The following is a 13691-nucleotide window of genomic DNA, read 5'->3' on the forward strand; positions in this document are numbered from 1 at the left end:
CCGGGAGACGCCCATGGACTCCTCCAAGACCCACATACCCACCACGAACGTACCCACCACGAACGCACCCGCCACGAAGGCCCCCGCGATGCATTCGCCGCGCGCGGCTCTCCTCGCCGCCGCGCTCCTCCTCGCCGCCACGGCGGCGGAGGCCGCCGGCCCGGCGGGAAGCCTGTGGCCCTGCATCCAGCCGCGGGTGGAAAGCCTCGCCGCGGCGCAGATGTGGGACGGCCCGCCCATTGACGGGCTCGCCTGGCGCGACGATTCGGGCGTCGCCGATCTGGTGCCGGTGCTGGCTGCCCGGCGCACCCCGATCGAGGACGCCACCACGCATATCGACGATTTCGCCCGGCAGGCCGGCGCCGACAAGAACAAGAGGCTGACGCTGCTGTTCGCCGGCGTGTTCGACCAGATCAACGGCCTGCGCGCGCGCATCCTCACCGGCATCGAGCGCTATTCGAAGCACCAGATCGACCTCTCCACCCGCATCAAGGACGAGAGCCTGCAATTCGCCCGGCTCAAGAAGGCCGCCTCCACCGACGAGGAGAAGGCCAGGGCGGCGGACGCCGAGAAGCAGCTTCTGTGGGACACGCGGATCTACGACACAAGGACCCAGGCGGTGACGGCGGTGTGCGAGAGCCCGGTCATTCTGGAGCAGCGCGCCTTCGCGCTGGCGCGGGCGATCCGGGCGCAGATGGACTGAAGGATCTCCGGGGAACCGGCGCCGCTATTCCAGCGGCGTCGCCTTTTCCAGCGGCAGGCCGGAACTGGCCCAGCCGTCGCTACCCTGCGGATACCAGGCGACATGGGCGGAGCCGTATTCCATCGCCCGCTTGGCGGCGTTCCACGACATCCAGCAATCGGTGAGGCAGTAGAACACCAGCAGCGACTCGCGCCGCCCGGCGGTGAGCTGGTCGAGGCTGCGGCGGAAATAGAGGTCCATCGGCTCGCTCAGGGAGCCGTAGCCGACATTGGGCAGCCAGACGCTGCCGGGCAGGTGATCGCGCGGCTTGTCGCGCCAGACGGTGCCGGGAGCGAGATTTGCCGGCTTCACGTCGCGCGGCAGCACGTCGACGAAGATCGCCGCCTTCGCCCGCCACAGCCGCTCCGCCTCCGCCGTGTCGATCACGCGCGCGCCCTTCAGCGTCGCCGGTGTCGGCGCGCGGAAACTGTCCATGCGGTAGCCGTCCGGCTCGGGAACTCCCCCCTGGCCGGGCGCCCCCTGCCCGGCCGATTGCGCGGGTGGCGGCGCCGGCTCCCGGACCGGGCTTTGCGCCTCGCTCGGCGTGAGGGCGAGCAGCAGCATGGCGAGCGCCGCCATGCCCAGCCAGGCGAGCGGCACCAGCGGCGAGCGGGGAAGCATCCCGCCGGGAAGGCGCGAACCGGACGAGGCCGGCGCCCGGCGGGAGGGGGTGGGGCCGGACGGGGTGGGACGCGAGGGCGCGGGACGGAATGGCGGCCGGCGTATCGGCGCGGCGCCGGCCAAGGCCCGGAGCCCTCGCCCGAACGCCGCGAGGGCGTTCATTTGCCGGCCTCGATCGGCTGGTTGCGCTCATCCAGCAGCGGCACGCCGTATTCCATCAGGATGCGGTCGATCTCCGGCTGCGCGCCGGCGATGAACTCGTTGAGCTGGTGCTTCCAGTTCAGCTCGCCGGGGCGGATGCCGAAGGTGATGCGGTAGACCATGGCGGGATCGCCGCGCTCCTTGGTGAGCGGCACCACCGCCAGCGGCGCCTCGGAGCGGCGGGCGTAATAGCCGCCGATCGGCCCCCAGAGGATGCCGGCGTCGATGGTGCCGGCATTGATGTCGGCGATCATCTGCTCGGCCGGGTTGTCGTAGCGCCGGTCGACCATCAGCGAATAGGGCCGGGCAAAGCCCATCAGCCCGTTGCGCTGCAGGAGGTCGCCCGGCGGCGTGCCGGCCACGACGCCGATATGCTGGCCCTTCAGGCGCGGATCGGCAAGCGTGTCCACCCCGTCGAGCGGGCCGTCCTTGCGGGTGACCAGCACCCAGGCGGACTTGTAGTAGGGATTGGTGTTCAGCACCGGATCGCCGCCGGCGACATAGCCCATGACGATGTCGCAGCGCTTGGCGCCGAGCGTCATCCGGTAGAAGCCGGTGGCCTGCGGGAACCAGGTGTAATCGAGCGCGAGGCCGAGCTTGCCGGCGAGCAGCTCGGCGATCTTGTTCTCGAATCCCTCGCCCTTCTCGTCGGTGAACGGCATGTTCGCGGGATCGGCGCATACCCTCAGCGTCGAGCGGTCGACGAGGTCGGAGACCTGCGCCCGCGCCGGCCCGGCGCTGGCAAGCACGGCCGCTGCGAGCAGCAGGCCGGCCGACGCGGCTGCGCCGGCCACGCGGCCTATCCGGCGAGCGCCGCTGCGGAGGGCGCGCGCGCCCGCCCGGTCATTTCCGGCCGAAGCACTGGTTCTCATTGTCGGCATACGCCTTCGTCTTGTCCTCGCGCTTGCTCGGGCGCGTGCGGTCGAGCGCCCCGTCGGCGCGGGCCTTGAGGTAGACATAGAGGTCGTCGAGATAGCACATGACGTTGAGGTTCTCGCCGAAGGCCGGCATCACCTGGTCCGCCGTGCCATGGCCGACATTGCGCTTGCCGTTCACCACGATCTCGGTGAACTGCTCGTAGGTCATGGTCTTGAGGGAATTGGCGAGCGCCGGCGCGTAGCTCGATCCCATGCCGTCCGGGCCGTGGCAGACATGGCACTCGGCATGGTAGCGGCGATACCCGGAATAAGTGTACCAGTCCATCGTGCCGTCCGGCCCGATGTGATAGGTCGGGTTGCCATCCGGCAGGGTGTACTTGCCGAGATCGTCCTTGCTGGCCTGCTCCCCGCCAGCGGCGGGCGCCGGGGAAGCGGCGGCGGCGGGCGGCGTGGCCGGCTGCTGGGCGCGGGCCTCGCCGGTCGGCAGGGCGATACACAGGACCGCAAGGGTCATGACGGCGAGGCTCAATACCATCGCAGCGATGGCCGGCAGGGCGGACGGCACGAGTCCGGCGAGGCGCGGGCGCGCCGGGCTGGAGATCGACCGTCCGGAAGCGGAATTCGTCATGGAGTCACTCCCGGAGGCACCAGGCCAGAATTGAGGGTCGGAATGCACCGTGATGGCGAACGGTAGCCGGCACACGACCTGGAATATTTCTAAGAATCTCATAAGGAACGATCGCCCGAGACGCCGGGGCCTGGCCCACCGCATCGGCGATGGCCAGGCCCCTTCGTCGTCAGTCGGGGGAGGCGCCATCCCCGAGGGGATGGCGATTTCCGTCAGTTGGGAAGGCTGAAGACAGTGAGCTGGCCACCGAGATTGGTGTAGCTGCTGAGCGCGGCGTAACCGCCCACGGCCCCCAAGCCGGCATTCGGATCGGTCAGGCCGGCCGCAAGGCCGATACCCGCCCAGCCGCCGACACCCGAGAGGACGGCGACGTACTGCTTGCCGCCATGCTCATAGGTGGTGACGTTGCCGATGATGCCCGACGGGGTCTTGAACTTGTACAGTTCCTTGCCCGTCTTGGAGTCGACCGCCTTCAGGTAGCCTTCGAGCGTGCCGTAGAAGACCACGTCGCCGGCGGTGGCGAGCGCACCCGACCACACCGAGAACGGCTCCTTCACCGACCACACGATCTTGCCCTTGGTGTTGTCCCAGGCGACGAAGTTGCCCATGCCGCCATGGCTGTTCGGGGCCGGATACATCGACAGGGTCGCACCGACATAGGGCTGGCCCGCGGTATAGCTGACGCGGAACGGCTCGTAGTCCATGCAGACGTGGTTGGTCGGCACGTAGAAGAGGTTCGTCTTGGGCGAGAAGGCCGCCGGCTGCTGGTCCTTGGTACCGAGAGCCGCCGGGCAGATGCCCTTCGAGTTCACGTCCTCGCCCTGCTGCTCGGTCGAGTATTGGGCAACGACCAGCGGACGACCATAGGTCTTGCTGTTCTTGTCCATGTCGACCTTGGTGGCCCAGTTCACCGCCGGGTCGTATTTCTCGGCCACCAGCAGTTCGCCCGACACGCGGTCCAGCGTGTAGCCGAAGCCGTTGCGGTCGAAATGGGTCAGCAGCTTGCGCGGCGCGCCGTTGAACTGCTGGTCGGTGAGGATCATCTCGTTGACGCCGTCATAGTCCCATTCGTCATGGGGCGTCATCTGATAGACCCACTTGGCCACGCCGGTATCGGCGTCGCGCGCCCAGACCGTCATCGACCACTTGTTGTCGCCGGGACGCTGCTTCGGGTTCCAGGTCGAGGGGTTGCCCGAGCCGTAATAGACGAGGTTGGTCTCGGGGTCATAGGAATACCAGCCCCAGGTGCAACCGCCGCCGATCTTCCACTGGTCGCCTTCCCAGCTCTTCAGCGAGGAGTCGGCGCCAACCGGCTTGCCGAGTTCCGTCGTCTTCTGGGGGTCGACCAGCATCTCGCCGTCCGGGCCCATGGAATAGCCGCGCCAGACCTGCTTGCCGGTCTTGCTGTCATAGGCGGTGACGTGGCAACGCACGCCGAACTCGCCGCCCGAGATGCCGACGATGACCTTGTCCTTCACCGGAAGCACGGTGGCGGTGTTGGTCTCGCCCTTCTTCGGGTCGCCGTTGACGACGGACCATTTCTTCTCGCCGGTCTTGGCGTCGAGCGCCACCAGCGTCGTATCGGCCTGATGCAGGTAGATCATGCCGTCGGAATAGGCGAGACCGCGGTTGACGGTATCGCAGCACATGACCGGGATGACGTTCGGATCCTGTTTGGGCTCGTATTTCCAGAGGATCTTGCCGTCTTCGTTGAGGTCGAGCGCGTAGACGATGTTCGGGAACGGCGTGTGAACATACATCACGTCGCCGATCACCAGCGGACCACCTTCGTGGCCGCGCAGCACGCCGGTGGAGAATCCCCAGGCCACCTGCAGCTTGCCGACATTGCCGGCATTGATCTGGTCAAGCTTGGAGTACCGGGTGTTGGCGTAGTCTCCAGTCTGAATACCCCACTGCTTGGGGTCCTTTATAATCTTCATCAGCCCGTCATTGGCCGTGGCGGGCCAAGCATAGGCTGCAACACCCAAAAGCAAAGCCACAGAGGCAAGCTTGCGCATGCGTATATCTCCTCCTGAACGCGTTCCTCCGGGCACAGCCGACTGTATTCAGTCATACCGTGACCGATTTATTATTGTCGTTTTACGCTCGTCTTCGGCAGCGTGTCACGACCGACTGGGGGAGAAACAGCCGGAATCACGGGGGCCTTCGCCCCAAGCTGGCCTACGAAGCGAATTCCAGGGTTTGGGCCCCCGAAAATTCATTGAAGCCGAAGATGCAGAAACCGTAGACCGATTTTGAACAACACGCAATAAGAACCGAGCCGCCAAATCTCTCTTATTATGATTTTGCTGCAGGTGCGAAATGATGTTCTGTATGCCAGCGTAAAATACTTGGAATTTGCGCTGATTTCGCGAAATTCCTGTTGCAGGCGCACAGGTCCCGCCTCACTCCCATTCCAGTTCGTGATAGGCCGCGATGGCGTTGCGGGCGTTGAATTCGTCGAACAGGGCCCAGGATTCCCGTTCCGAGCGCCCCGCCTGCTCCGCCGCCTGCCCCATCGGGATGCCGCCTGCGATGAGACGCCGCACGTTGGATTGCAGCACCCCCAGATAGCGCCGCTCGGCCGCCGCCGCCTCGGGCCAGGCGACGCCCGACGGCCCGTGGCCGGGAACGGCGCGGGCGGCGTCGCGCGCGGCGAGTGCGTCGAGCAGCGCCAGCCACCCCCTGAGGCTGCCGTCGAGCGTCGGGACATGGCCGACGAAGAGCAGGTCGCCCATGAACCAGGTACCGCTGGAGGCGTCGCGAATCGTCAGGTCGTTGTCGGTATGGGCGGTGGGATGGGCCTCGAGCTCCAGCGTGCGGCCGCCGAGATCGATCGCGAGCCGGCTTTCCACCAGCAGGTCCGGCAGCACGACCCGCGTGCCTTCCGCCGCCGCGCCGAGCAGGCGCCTGGTCTGGTCGAGATAGGTGTCGGCCCGCATCGAGAGCGCGCGCGGCAGCTTGCGATGGCCGACGAACCGCACGCCCTCGCCCTCGAAGGCGGAATTGCCGAGCACGTGGTCGGGATGCATGTGGGTGTTGACGACATGGCGCACCGGCCGGTCGGTGACGCGACGCACCGCCTCGCGCAGCCGCAGGCCGGCCAGGTGGCTGTTGCCGGCGTCGATCACCGCCGCCGCCTCGGCGCCGACGACGAGGCCGACATTGGCGATCGCGCCGTCATTGTCCGGCGACATCAGCTCGTAGGGGGCGCGATGGACGAAGACCCCCGGCGCGATCTCCTCCAGCGAGATCTCCGCCGGAGCCGCGAAGGCACAGCCGCAGAGGGGAGCCAATCCGGGAGCCAGCCCGCCGCCGACGGCGCCGCCGGCCGCGAACGCCCCGAAGGCGAGCACGGTGCGGCGATCCATCGGCAGGAACCTCATGGCCATGTCGTTTTCCCCCTGCGGGGTCGTCTCCCCCTTGCGGGGATTCCGCCGCCGGCGCTGCGGCGGCGTGCAAGACGGGCCCGGCGACGCTCCGGCCGGCCGGAAGCCTCTCCTGGAGGAAAGGCCTCCTGCTTCAGCAAGCCGTCGTCCGCGCGACCCGGCGGGATCGCACCGTCACGGCACGGCCGGGTCTACGGCCGGGTCTACGGCTGGATCTATGGCTTCTTGGCGCCGGTCTCGTCGAACTGCGAGAGATAGGCGATCAGGTCGGCGCGGTCGTCGTCCTTCGGCAGGCCGGCGAACACCATCTTGATGCCGGGCATGAAGCCCTTGGGGTTCTGCAGGTACTGGCCGAGGATCTCGGCGGTCCAGACGTCGCCATTGGCGTTGTGGCCCTTGAGCGTCTCGGAATAGTTGAACCCTTCCACCGCGCCCATCTTGCGGCCGACGATGCCGTTCAGCTCGGGGCCGACCTTGTTCTTGGCGCCCTCGCCGGCGGCATGGCAGGCCATGCATTTCTTGAAGACCGTGGCGCCCTTGGTGGGATCGCCGTCGGCGAGCGCGGCGGTGGAGCCGAGGGCGATGAGGGCGGCGGCGGCAAGAAGACGGTTCATGGGGATCCTTCCTAGGCTTATTCGTTGAACGGCGCCGTCATGTGCGACGCTTGACCGGTTTCAGCTTAGCGCCTCGACTAGAACGATCCTAGACGGCTGATGGTTCACGCGGCCGTCAGGTTCTCGACAATTGTGCGCATTTCCCAGCGGGAGCCGCCGCAGCCGACGTGCGTCATTGCGTCACGAGGGCGCCTCCGCGCGTCAGCCGAGCACCAGGACCTCGCCCTGGCCGCCCTGCAGCCGGTCGCCGACGAGGCGGCGGGCCTGGGTGGCGTCGCCGATCGGGCCGGCGAGGTCGGGGACCCGGCGGGCCAGCAGCCGCAGCGCGACGAGGTCGTGCAGGCCGGTATCGGCGAAGCCCTCCGGCAAGGCGGGGAACGGGCGGTCGGGAAGCGGGCGCACCAGCAGCGTGCCGCGCTTCATGCCGCGCCCGGCGCCGGCGCCGAGCCGGCCGCCGACCGCCAGCGTGCCGGCGACCATGTCGATCGCGGCGCCGTCCCCGGCATCGCCGGCGACCACGATCAGCCCGCCGCGCTGGCGCTCGCCGAGCCGGGCGCCGGCCGAGCCGCCGATCGCCATCACCCCGCCTTCCATGCCGCGCCGGGAGCCGGACAGCGCCGCCCCGGCATGGTCGCCGACATCGCCGCCGATCTCGATCCGCCCGCCCGACATCCCGGCGCCGGCGAAGGCCCCGGCATTGCCGCGCACCGCCAGACGCCCACCCGCCATCAGCGCGCCGGCATAGGCGCCGGCCTCGCCCTCGACGATCACCTCGCCCGCGGCGAGCCCGTCGGCGACATGGTCGAGCCGCGCGTCGCCGCCCTCGACGACCAGCCGCCCCTCGGCGCCGGCGCGCACGGCGAACACGTCGCCCAGCGCGACCTGCCGGCCGCCATGCGGCAGCGCGATCCGCTCGACCTCGCCGGCCGACAGACCCGCCAGCGCCGCCGGATTCACCCCGGAGACGTCGAGCCGCGCGGCCAGCGGCGCCGTCAGCCGCAGCACATATCCGCTCATGCCCCCGCCCCCGCACTCATGATCTCGCGCAGCCTGAAGTGGAACGGCCCGAGATTGCCGCCGTAATTGCCGGCATCGACGGCCACCACCCCGCCGGCGGCGCCGATGGCGCACACCGCCTCGATGCCGACCCTGGTCGCCAGCGCCACCTGGTCGAAGCTCACCCCGTCGATGACGATCTCCATCACCGAGGCCACCTCGTCCGGCAGGGCCGAGGCCGCCACCCCGCGCAGCGTCGGGCAATAGGCGTCGTTGGTGGAGGCGAATAGCCCCTTGTATTTCGAGCCGACCTTGGAGCCGGAGCGCACCACCCCGCCGGGGAACGGCATGATCACGCCGTCCACCGCGCTCATCGCCTTCACCGCCGCCTCGGCCGCCGCCAATGCCTGCCCGCGCGAGCGGGCGAGGATGAGGAAATTGCCGCCGCCGACGCCCTCCACCGAGCCGGTATCGTCGTCGCAGACGAACTCGCCGTCCATCACCGGCAGCCGCCAGAACCGCTTGTCGCCGATCTTCTTGGCGATCTGGTAGCCGTCGGCGAAATAGCGGATGGTCTTGGCCAGCGGCACCCGCTTGCCGGTCTCCATGCCGGCATAGCAGGCGGTGGTCGGGCAGGTGAGGATGCATTGGCCGAGCCGCAGCGGCACCATCTTCTTCAGCGAGCCGAAATCCATGGCGAAGATCAGGATCGCCACGCCCGGCCGCCCGTCCGGCGTGTCCTGCGGTGCCAGCACCTTCTCCACCGCCGCCTCGCAGCCGCAGCCGATGACGGAGGTGGCGAAGCCTGTGGTGGTCCGCCCGGCCGTCATCGCCCATTCCGGCGTGTCGGCGGTGATGATCAGCCGGGTGCCGACCATCGGGAAGGCCTCGGCGAAACTGTCGCGGATTTCGACGCCGTTGACGATCATCGGACGGCTCCCGGAAGCATCCTTCGAGGCCCGGCGATGCCGGGCGCCTCAGGATGACGTCTGTCCTCCAGAGCCACGTCATCCTGAGGTGCTCGCGCAGCGAGCCTCGAAGGATGCGGCAGCCGAGCGCCATCTCTCATGAAACCCGCCATCACGACACCCCCTCGCAGGCGAGTACCGTCGGCCCGGCGCCGCCGCGCAATTCGTCGTCGCGCACGCGGAAGTGCCGCGCCTTCAGCCCGATGCTCTCGTCGAACCAACGGTCCAGCCGGCCCTCGATGCCGCGGTCGAATTGCGGCCGCACCACATGGGTCGTGCCCTTGGCGAGGTCCACCACCGCGCCGTCCCGGACGATCAGCCGTCCGTCCTTGAACACCAGCTTCGCCTTCGAGAACATCGCCTCGCGGTTGGCGTCCTCGTCATGCACGGCGATGTCGGCCACCGCGCCGGGCGCCAGATGGCCCTTGTCCTTGAGCCCGAGAATGCGCGCCGGCGCCGCCCGCGTCAGGATGGCGATCTCCTCCAGCGAATATTCGCGCTTGATCTCCGCCAGCAGCGTGTGCTTCTGCGCCGCCTTGTTCAGCCCGGCCAGCTGGGCGTTGCGGAAGTCGCGGTCCATCAGCAGCCGGATCAGGTGCGGATAGGTGGTGAACGGCCCGCCATTGGGATGGTCGGTGGTGAGGAAGATCCGCCACGGGTCCTCCACCAGCAGGAACAGCTCCAGCCCGATCGCCCATTGCAGCGCGTTGACGAAATTGCTGTCGCGATAGGCGAACGGCACCACGCCGCAGCCGGCATCGAGCTCGATATCCATGCCGATGGATTTCTTCGGGCTGGCGAGGCCGCGATTGCGGTACTGCGCCATGTAGTCGGCCGAGGCCGTCACCGTCTGGCCGAACATCACCTGCCCGACATCCACCGAGATGTTCGGATGGGCATTCACCATCGCGGCGATGCGCGCCGCGGCGGAGGAGAACCGCCGGTCGCCCTCGGTGCCGTAGGAATGGAACTGCAGATGGGTGAGGTGCAGCCGCTGCCCCTCGGTGGCGGCGATGGTGGCGAGCGTGGTCTCGTCATTGCCCGGCACGCCGAGATTGCAGCCATGCAGGTGGATCGGGTGCGGCACGCCGAGCTCGGTCACCGCGCGGATCAGCGTGGTCAGCACCCGGCGCGGCGTCACCTCGTAATGCGGGTTGGCCTCGTCGAGATCGAGCGAGCGGGCGTTGAACTTGAAGGCGTTGATGCCACCGGGGTTGACGATCTTGACGGCGAAGGCCTGCGCCGCCTCCAGCATCCAGCCGACATAGGCATTGATTTCCCGCTGCGGCGCGCCTTCCGCGATCAGGTTCAGGATGAAGTCGTCATTGCCGAGCACCAGATAGGCGCCGGTGTCGAGATTGGGGATGTCCGCCATTTCCAGATGCGCGGCGCGCGCATTGGAGCCCAGCATCGCCGGCTCGAACACCGTGGTGTAGCCGAGCTCGGCATAGCGGCAGCCGGTGGCATGGGCGGTGGGCACCGCCCGCCCGCCGCCGCAGCCGCAGAAACTGCCGGGCAGCTCGGGAAAGGCCCGCCGGTCCTCCTGCATCAGCAGCCGGGCGAGGTTCATCTTGCCGCCGGCGATGTGGCTGTGCAGGTCGATGCCGCCGGCCATGACGATGGCGCCGCCGAGTTCGTACCCGGCGTCGACCTTCTCCCGCGTCGCCTCGACGATGCGGCCGTCGAGAATTTCCACGTCGCGGGCCACGGCGTTCTCGCCGTTCGCCGGGTCGAGCACGCGCCCACCCGTCAGCCTGATGCGCATTCTATCCCCCCGCTATAAGGCGCACAGCCTCGGCGACGCTGGGGAGCGTCGCGACGCGCAAGGCGCCGAGCGGCAGGCTCACAATCGAATCCATTCTGAACACGGTGCCGGCATGGTCGACACCCGGCGTGCCCACCGGGATGAACACCGCCGGCTCGCGCTCGAACACCGTCTCCGGGTGGCCGAGCACGATCACCGGCCCGTCGAAAGCCGGCGGCGGCGCCGGCCGGAAGGCCGACACCCAGACCAGCAGGTCGGCATCCCCGAGCGCCGCGTCGGTCGAATACAGCGCCGGGTCATGGTCGGAGGCGGCGCCGCGAACGGCGGTGCGCAAGGGATAGCCGAGCCGCCACAGCATCAGCTGGTTGATGCCGATGAGGTTGTCGCGCCCGCCGAGCGGGAACACCCCCGCCCGCGTGGTGACGTTCAGCGCGTCCACCAGCCGCGTCGCCCGCTCGGCGACCAGGTCCGCCGCCTCCAGCGTCGCCGAATTCCACATCGCGACCGCGTAGGACGCGCCCTTCAGCAGGACGGCGGCCTCGACCAGGTCGGAAGCCGGCACGCCGCCGAAGCTCTCGCCCTTCGGCGCCGGCCCCGACACCGCCTGTGCCAGGGCCGCCAGCGCGGCCGGCAGGTCGCTCGCCGGCAGGGTCGTCATCTGCGCATCGGCGAGATGCGCCCGCACCCTTATCCCCGGCTCCTCGCCGAGGAAGATCACCCGTCGCGAGCCGGCAAACAGCGGCGAATGCGGCAGCGCCCGCTCGAACAGCCGTCCGAAGGACGCCGTCGGGTCCTCGCCGATCACCAGCAGCACGTCGCAGCGGTTGCGAAGCTCGGCCAGCGTGGTCGCCAGCCAGCCGGTGCGCTGCGCCGCAGCGTAGTTGGCGAACAGCCCGGCGGAGGCGGCATGATCGATCACCCCGCCGAAGCGGACGGCAAGGTCGAGCACCGCCCGGCCGCCGTCTATGTCGGCGCCGAGCCCGGCGAAGAGCGGCGCGCGGGATTTTTCGAGCAATCGGCGCGCTTCGCCAGCCGCATCGGCCTGATCGTACACCTCACCATACTGACTGCACATCCGGTCGGAGGTATCCAGACGCCGCAGAAGCCGCGCCGCCTCCGGGCATATGTTCGCCGCCGGACGCACTTCCCGGCCAGCCACCTCGACGGAAAGGTCGTCGCAGCCGAGCCCGCAGAAACCGCAGACCACGTCGTTCACGATTTTGGATGCGGCAATGCTCATCGGACGCTCAATCGTACTTGATATAGGCGAAGCGCAGGTCGCCATGCGGCGTGCCCTCCAGCGCGCTCCCCTCCTCCGCGCCGGGACGCCAGCAGACGAATTCCTCAATCTTCTTCGCCAGTTGCAGGTCCCGCTCGGTGATGCCCTTGGCGTCGTGGCTCATCAGCCGCACCTCGACCCAGGCATAGGAGGCGGTGATGTCGGGATGGTGCCAGGCCGCTTCCGCCAGATGGCCGACGGCGTTGATCACCATCAGCGTCCCCTTCCAGCTATTGGTCCGGTAATGCCGCCGGATCCAGCCGTCCTCAAGCCGCCACTTGGGCAGTTCTGCCGCAAGCCGTTCGACTATCTCACTGTCCGGCAAGGTCTTTTTAGGATCGGTCGCCATGGCGTCACATCCTCCGAGGCGTCTCAGCCCGTTCTGTCGCGGGCGTCTTTGTCAATTCGGTAGCATGCGGAGGCCCGCCGCCGCAAACACGCAAATCGACTTCCCTCAGGTCCCCGCTTGTCGGCGAAAGCCGGCTGGCCTTACCATGTCGGGGAGGAAACGCTCGTGAACAAGACAACGCTCACCTTCGAGGCGGCACACGAGACCGGTCGGCACGTCGCGGTGCGCGTCGCCGCGCCGGCCCGTCTGCACCTTGGATTCGTCGATCTCGCGGGAACCCTGGGCCGGCGCTTCGGCAGCCTCGGCATCACGCTGGAGCGCCCGACGACCGTGGTCTGCCTCCAGCATTCCGACCGGCTCGAGGCGTCGGGGCCGGATGCGGCGCGGGCGCTGGCCGCGGTCGAAAAGGCCGCACGTCGGTTCGGCCTCGACAGCGCGGTGAAAGTCACCGTCGAATCCGCCCTGCCGCCGCATTCCGGGCTCGGCTCCGGCACCCAGCTGGGACTTGCCGTCGCGGCCGCCCTCGCCGCGCTGCACGGCCGAGAGATCGGTCCGCGCGAGATCGGCGCGGCGCTGGGGCGCGGCGCCCGCTCCTCGATCGGCATCGGCGCCTTCACCGAGGGCGGCGTCATCCTGGACGGCGGCAAGGCCGTCGGACCGAAGGCGAGCGATGCGCCGCCGCCGATCCTGAGCCGTCTTCCATTCCCGGATTCCTGGCGCATACTGCTCGTCTATGATCGCGGCCATCATGGACTGAGCGGGCCGGCGGAGGTCGCCGCAATGGACGCCCTGCCTCCCTTTGCCGACACGCTGGCAGGTCACATGGCGCGGCTTGTCCTGATGTCGGCGCTCCCCGCCCTCGCGGAGGGAGACGTGCGGCATTTCGGCAAGGCCGTTGGAGAAATGCAGAGATTGCTCGGCGAACACTATGCGGGTGTGCAGGGTGGCCGCTATACGAGCCCTCGGGTCGCCGAGGTGATGGAATGGGTGGAAGATGCCGGCATCGCCGGCGTCGGCCAGAGCTCCTGGGGTCCCACCGGCTTTGCCATCGTCGGCACGCCGGAGGAGGCCGAGCGACTGATGAATGAGGTTCGCGCGCGGTTCGGCGCGTCGCCTCACCTGGCTTTCGACTGCGTACGCGGCAGCAATGCCGGCGCGCGGATCGAACGGCTTGCCTGCTACGAGCAGCGCTGAGCGGCGGATTGGCGGAAAGCCCGCGTCGCTATTCTTCTCTCCCCCGATCAGAGGCCGCAACGGCCCG

The 13691-nt window shown here is 68.6% G+C and carries 14 protein-coding genes; 3 read left to right on the forward strand and 11 right to left on the reverse strand.

Translation table 11 applies throughout. The annotated features are described in order from the left end of the window. Positions 1 to 13 precede the first annotated feature (13 nt). Complete coding sequence (locus tag AC1RU4_RS15350; protein WP_492891967.1) at positions 14 to 703, forward strand: hypothetical protein; 690 nt, start codon at positions 14 to 16, stop codon at positions 701 to 703. A gap of 24 nt (positions 704 to 727) precedes the next feature. Here AC1RU4_RS15350 and AC1RU4_RS15355 read toward each other — a convergent pair whose 3' ends face one another. The 10 genes from AC1RU4_RS15355 to AC1RU4_RS15400 all read right to left on the reverse strand — a co-directional run bounded on the left by AC1RU4_RS15355 (position 728) and on the right by AC1RU4_RS15400 (position 11751). Continuing rightward, entirely contained in the window at positions 728 to 1363 is a 636-nt protein-coding gene (locus AC1RU4_RS15355) for a PQQ-dependent catabolism-associated CXXCW motif protein (RefSeq protein WP_492891968.1), read from the reverse strand. Between the two features lie 158 nt (positions 1364 to 1521). Then, positions 1522 to 2358: a substrate-binding domain-containing protein gene (locus AC1RU4_RS15360; RefSeq protein ID WP_492891969.1), complete on the reverse strand. Its 837-nt coding sequence runs from the start codon at positions 2356 to 2358 to the stop codon at positions 1522 to 1524. Between the two features lie 49 nt (positions 2359 to 2407). Then, a complete protein-coding gene (locus AC1RU4_RS15365) occupies positions 2408 to 3070 on the reverse strand; it encodes a c-type cytochrome, methanol metabolism-related (protein ID WP_492891970.1) in 663 nt (220 codons plus the stop codon). Positions 3071 to 3282: 212 nt separating this feature from the next. Beyond that, positions 3283 to 5088 carry a lanthanide-dependent methanol dehydrogenase XoxF5 gene (xoxF5, locus tag AC1RU4_RS15370; RefSeq protein WP_492891971.1) on the reverse strand — a complete coding sequence of 602 codons (1806 nt, stop codon included), beginning with the start codon at positions 5086 to 5088 and terminating at the stop codon, positions 3283 to 3285. Positions 5089 to 5475: 387 nt separating this feature from the next. Further along, the gene (locus tag AC1RU4_RS15375; protein WP_492891972.1) at positions 5476 to 6462 is read right to left on the reverse strand and encodes a quinoprotein relay system zinc metallohydrolase 2; all 987 of its coding nucleotides are present in this window, start codon (positions 6460 to 6462) and stop codon (positions 5476 to 5478) included. A 212-nt stretch (positions 6463 to 6674) separates the two neighbouring features. Continuing rightward, positions 6675 to 7073: a c-type cytochrome gene (locus AC1RU4_RS15380; RefSeq protein WP_492891973.1), complete on the reverse strand. Its 399-nt coding sequence runs from the start codon at positions 7071 to 7073 to the stop codon at positions 6675 to 6677. 201 nt (positions 7074 to 7274) lie between these two features. Next, positions 7275 to 8090 carry a formylmethanofuran dehydrogenase subunit C gene (locus tag AC1RU4_RS15385; RefSeq protein WP_492891974.1) on the reverse strand — a complete coding sequence of 272 codons (816 nt, stop codon included), beginning with the start codon at positions 8088 to 8090 and terminating at the stop codon, positions 7275 to 7277. Further along, complete coding sequence (gene fhcD / locus AC1RU4_RS15390) at positions 8087 to 8998, reverse strand: formylmethanofuran--tetrahydromethanopterin N-formyltransferase (RefSeq protein WP_492891975.1); 912 nt, start codon at positions 8996 to 8998, stop codon at positions 8087 to 8089. Before fhcD ends, AC1RU4_RS15385 begins: the two co-directional genes overlap by 4 nt. Positions 8999 to 9149: 151 nt before the next feature. Then, positions 9150 to 10802: a formylmethanofuran dehydrogenase subunit A gene (locus AC1RU4_RS15395; RefSeq protein WP_492891976.1), complete on the reverse strand. Its 1653-nt coding sequence runs from the start codon at positions 10800 to 10802 to the stop codon at positions 9150 to 9152. A gap of 1 nt (position 10803) precedes the next feature. Continuing rightward, positions 10804 to 11751, reverse strand: a complete 948-nt coding sequence (locus tag AC1RU4_RS15400; RefSeq protein ID WP_492891977.1) for a formylmethanofuran dehydrogenase — start codon at positions 11749 to 11751, stop codon at positions 10804 to 10806. Here AC1RU4_RS15400 and AC1RU4_RS15405 point away from each other — a divergent pair. Next, the gene (locus AC1RU4_RS15405) at positions 11710 to 12063 is read left to right on the forward strand and encodes a hypothetical protein (protein WP_492891978.1); all 354 of its coding nucleotides are present in this window, start codon (positions 11710 to 11712) and stop codon (positions 12061 to 12063) included. The genes AC1RU4_RS15400 and AC1RU4_RS15405 overlap by 42 nt on opposite strands. Here AC1RU4_RS15405 and AC1RU4_RS15410 read toward each other — a convergent pair. Then, complete coding sequence (locus tag AC1RU4_RS15410; RefSeq protein ID WP_492891979.1) at positions 12050 to 12430, reverse strand: 4a-hydroxytetrahydrobiopterin dehydratase; 381 nt, start codon at positions 12428 to 12430, stop codon at positions 12050 to 12052. The genes AC1RU4_RS15405 and AC1RU4_RS15410 overlap by 14 nt on opposite strands. Before the next feature lie 165 nt (positions 12431 to 12595). Here AC1RU4_RS15410 and AC1RU4_RS15415 point away from each other — a divergent pair, with 165 nt between their 5' ends. After that, positions 12596 to 13624 carry a beta-ribofuranosylaminobenzene 5'-phosphate synthase family protein gene (locus AC1RU4_RS15415; RefSeq protein WP_492891980.1) on the forward strand — a complete coding sequence of 343 codons (1029 nt, stop codon included), beginning with the start codon at positions 12596 to 12598 and terminating at the stop codon, positions 13622 to 13624. Positions 13625 to 13691: the final 67 nt, after the last annotated feature.

This window comes from Ancylobacter sp. GW821-FHT10E12 (assembly GCF_058809335.1).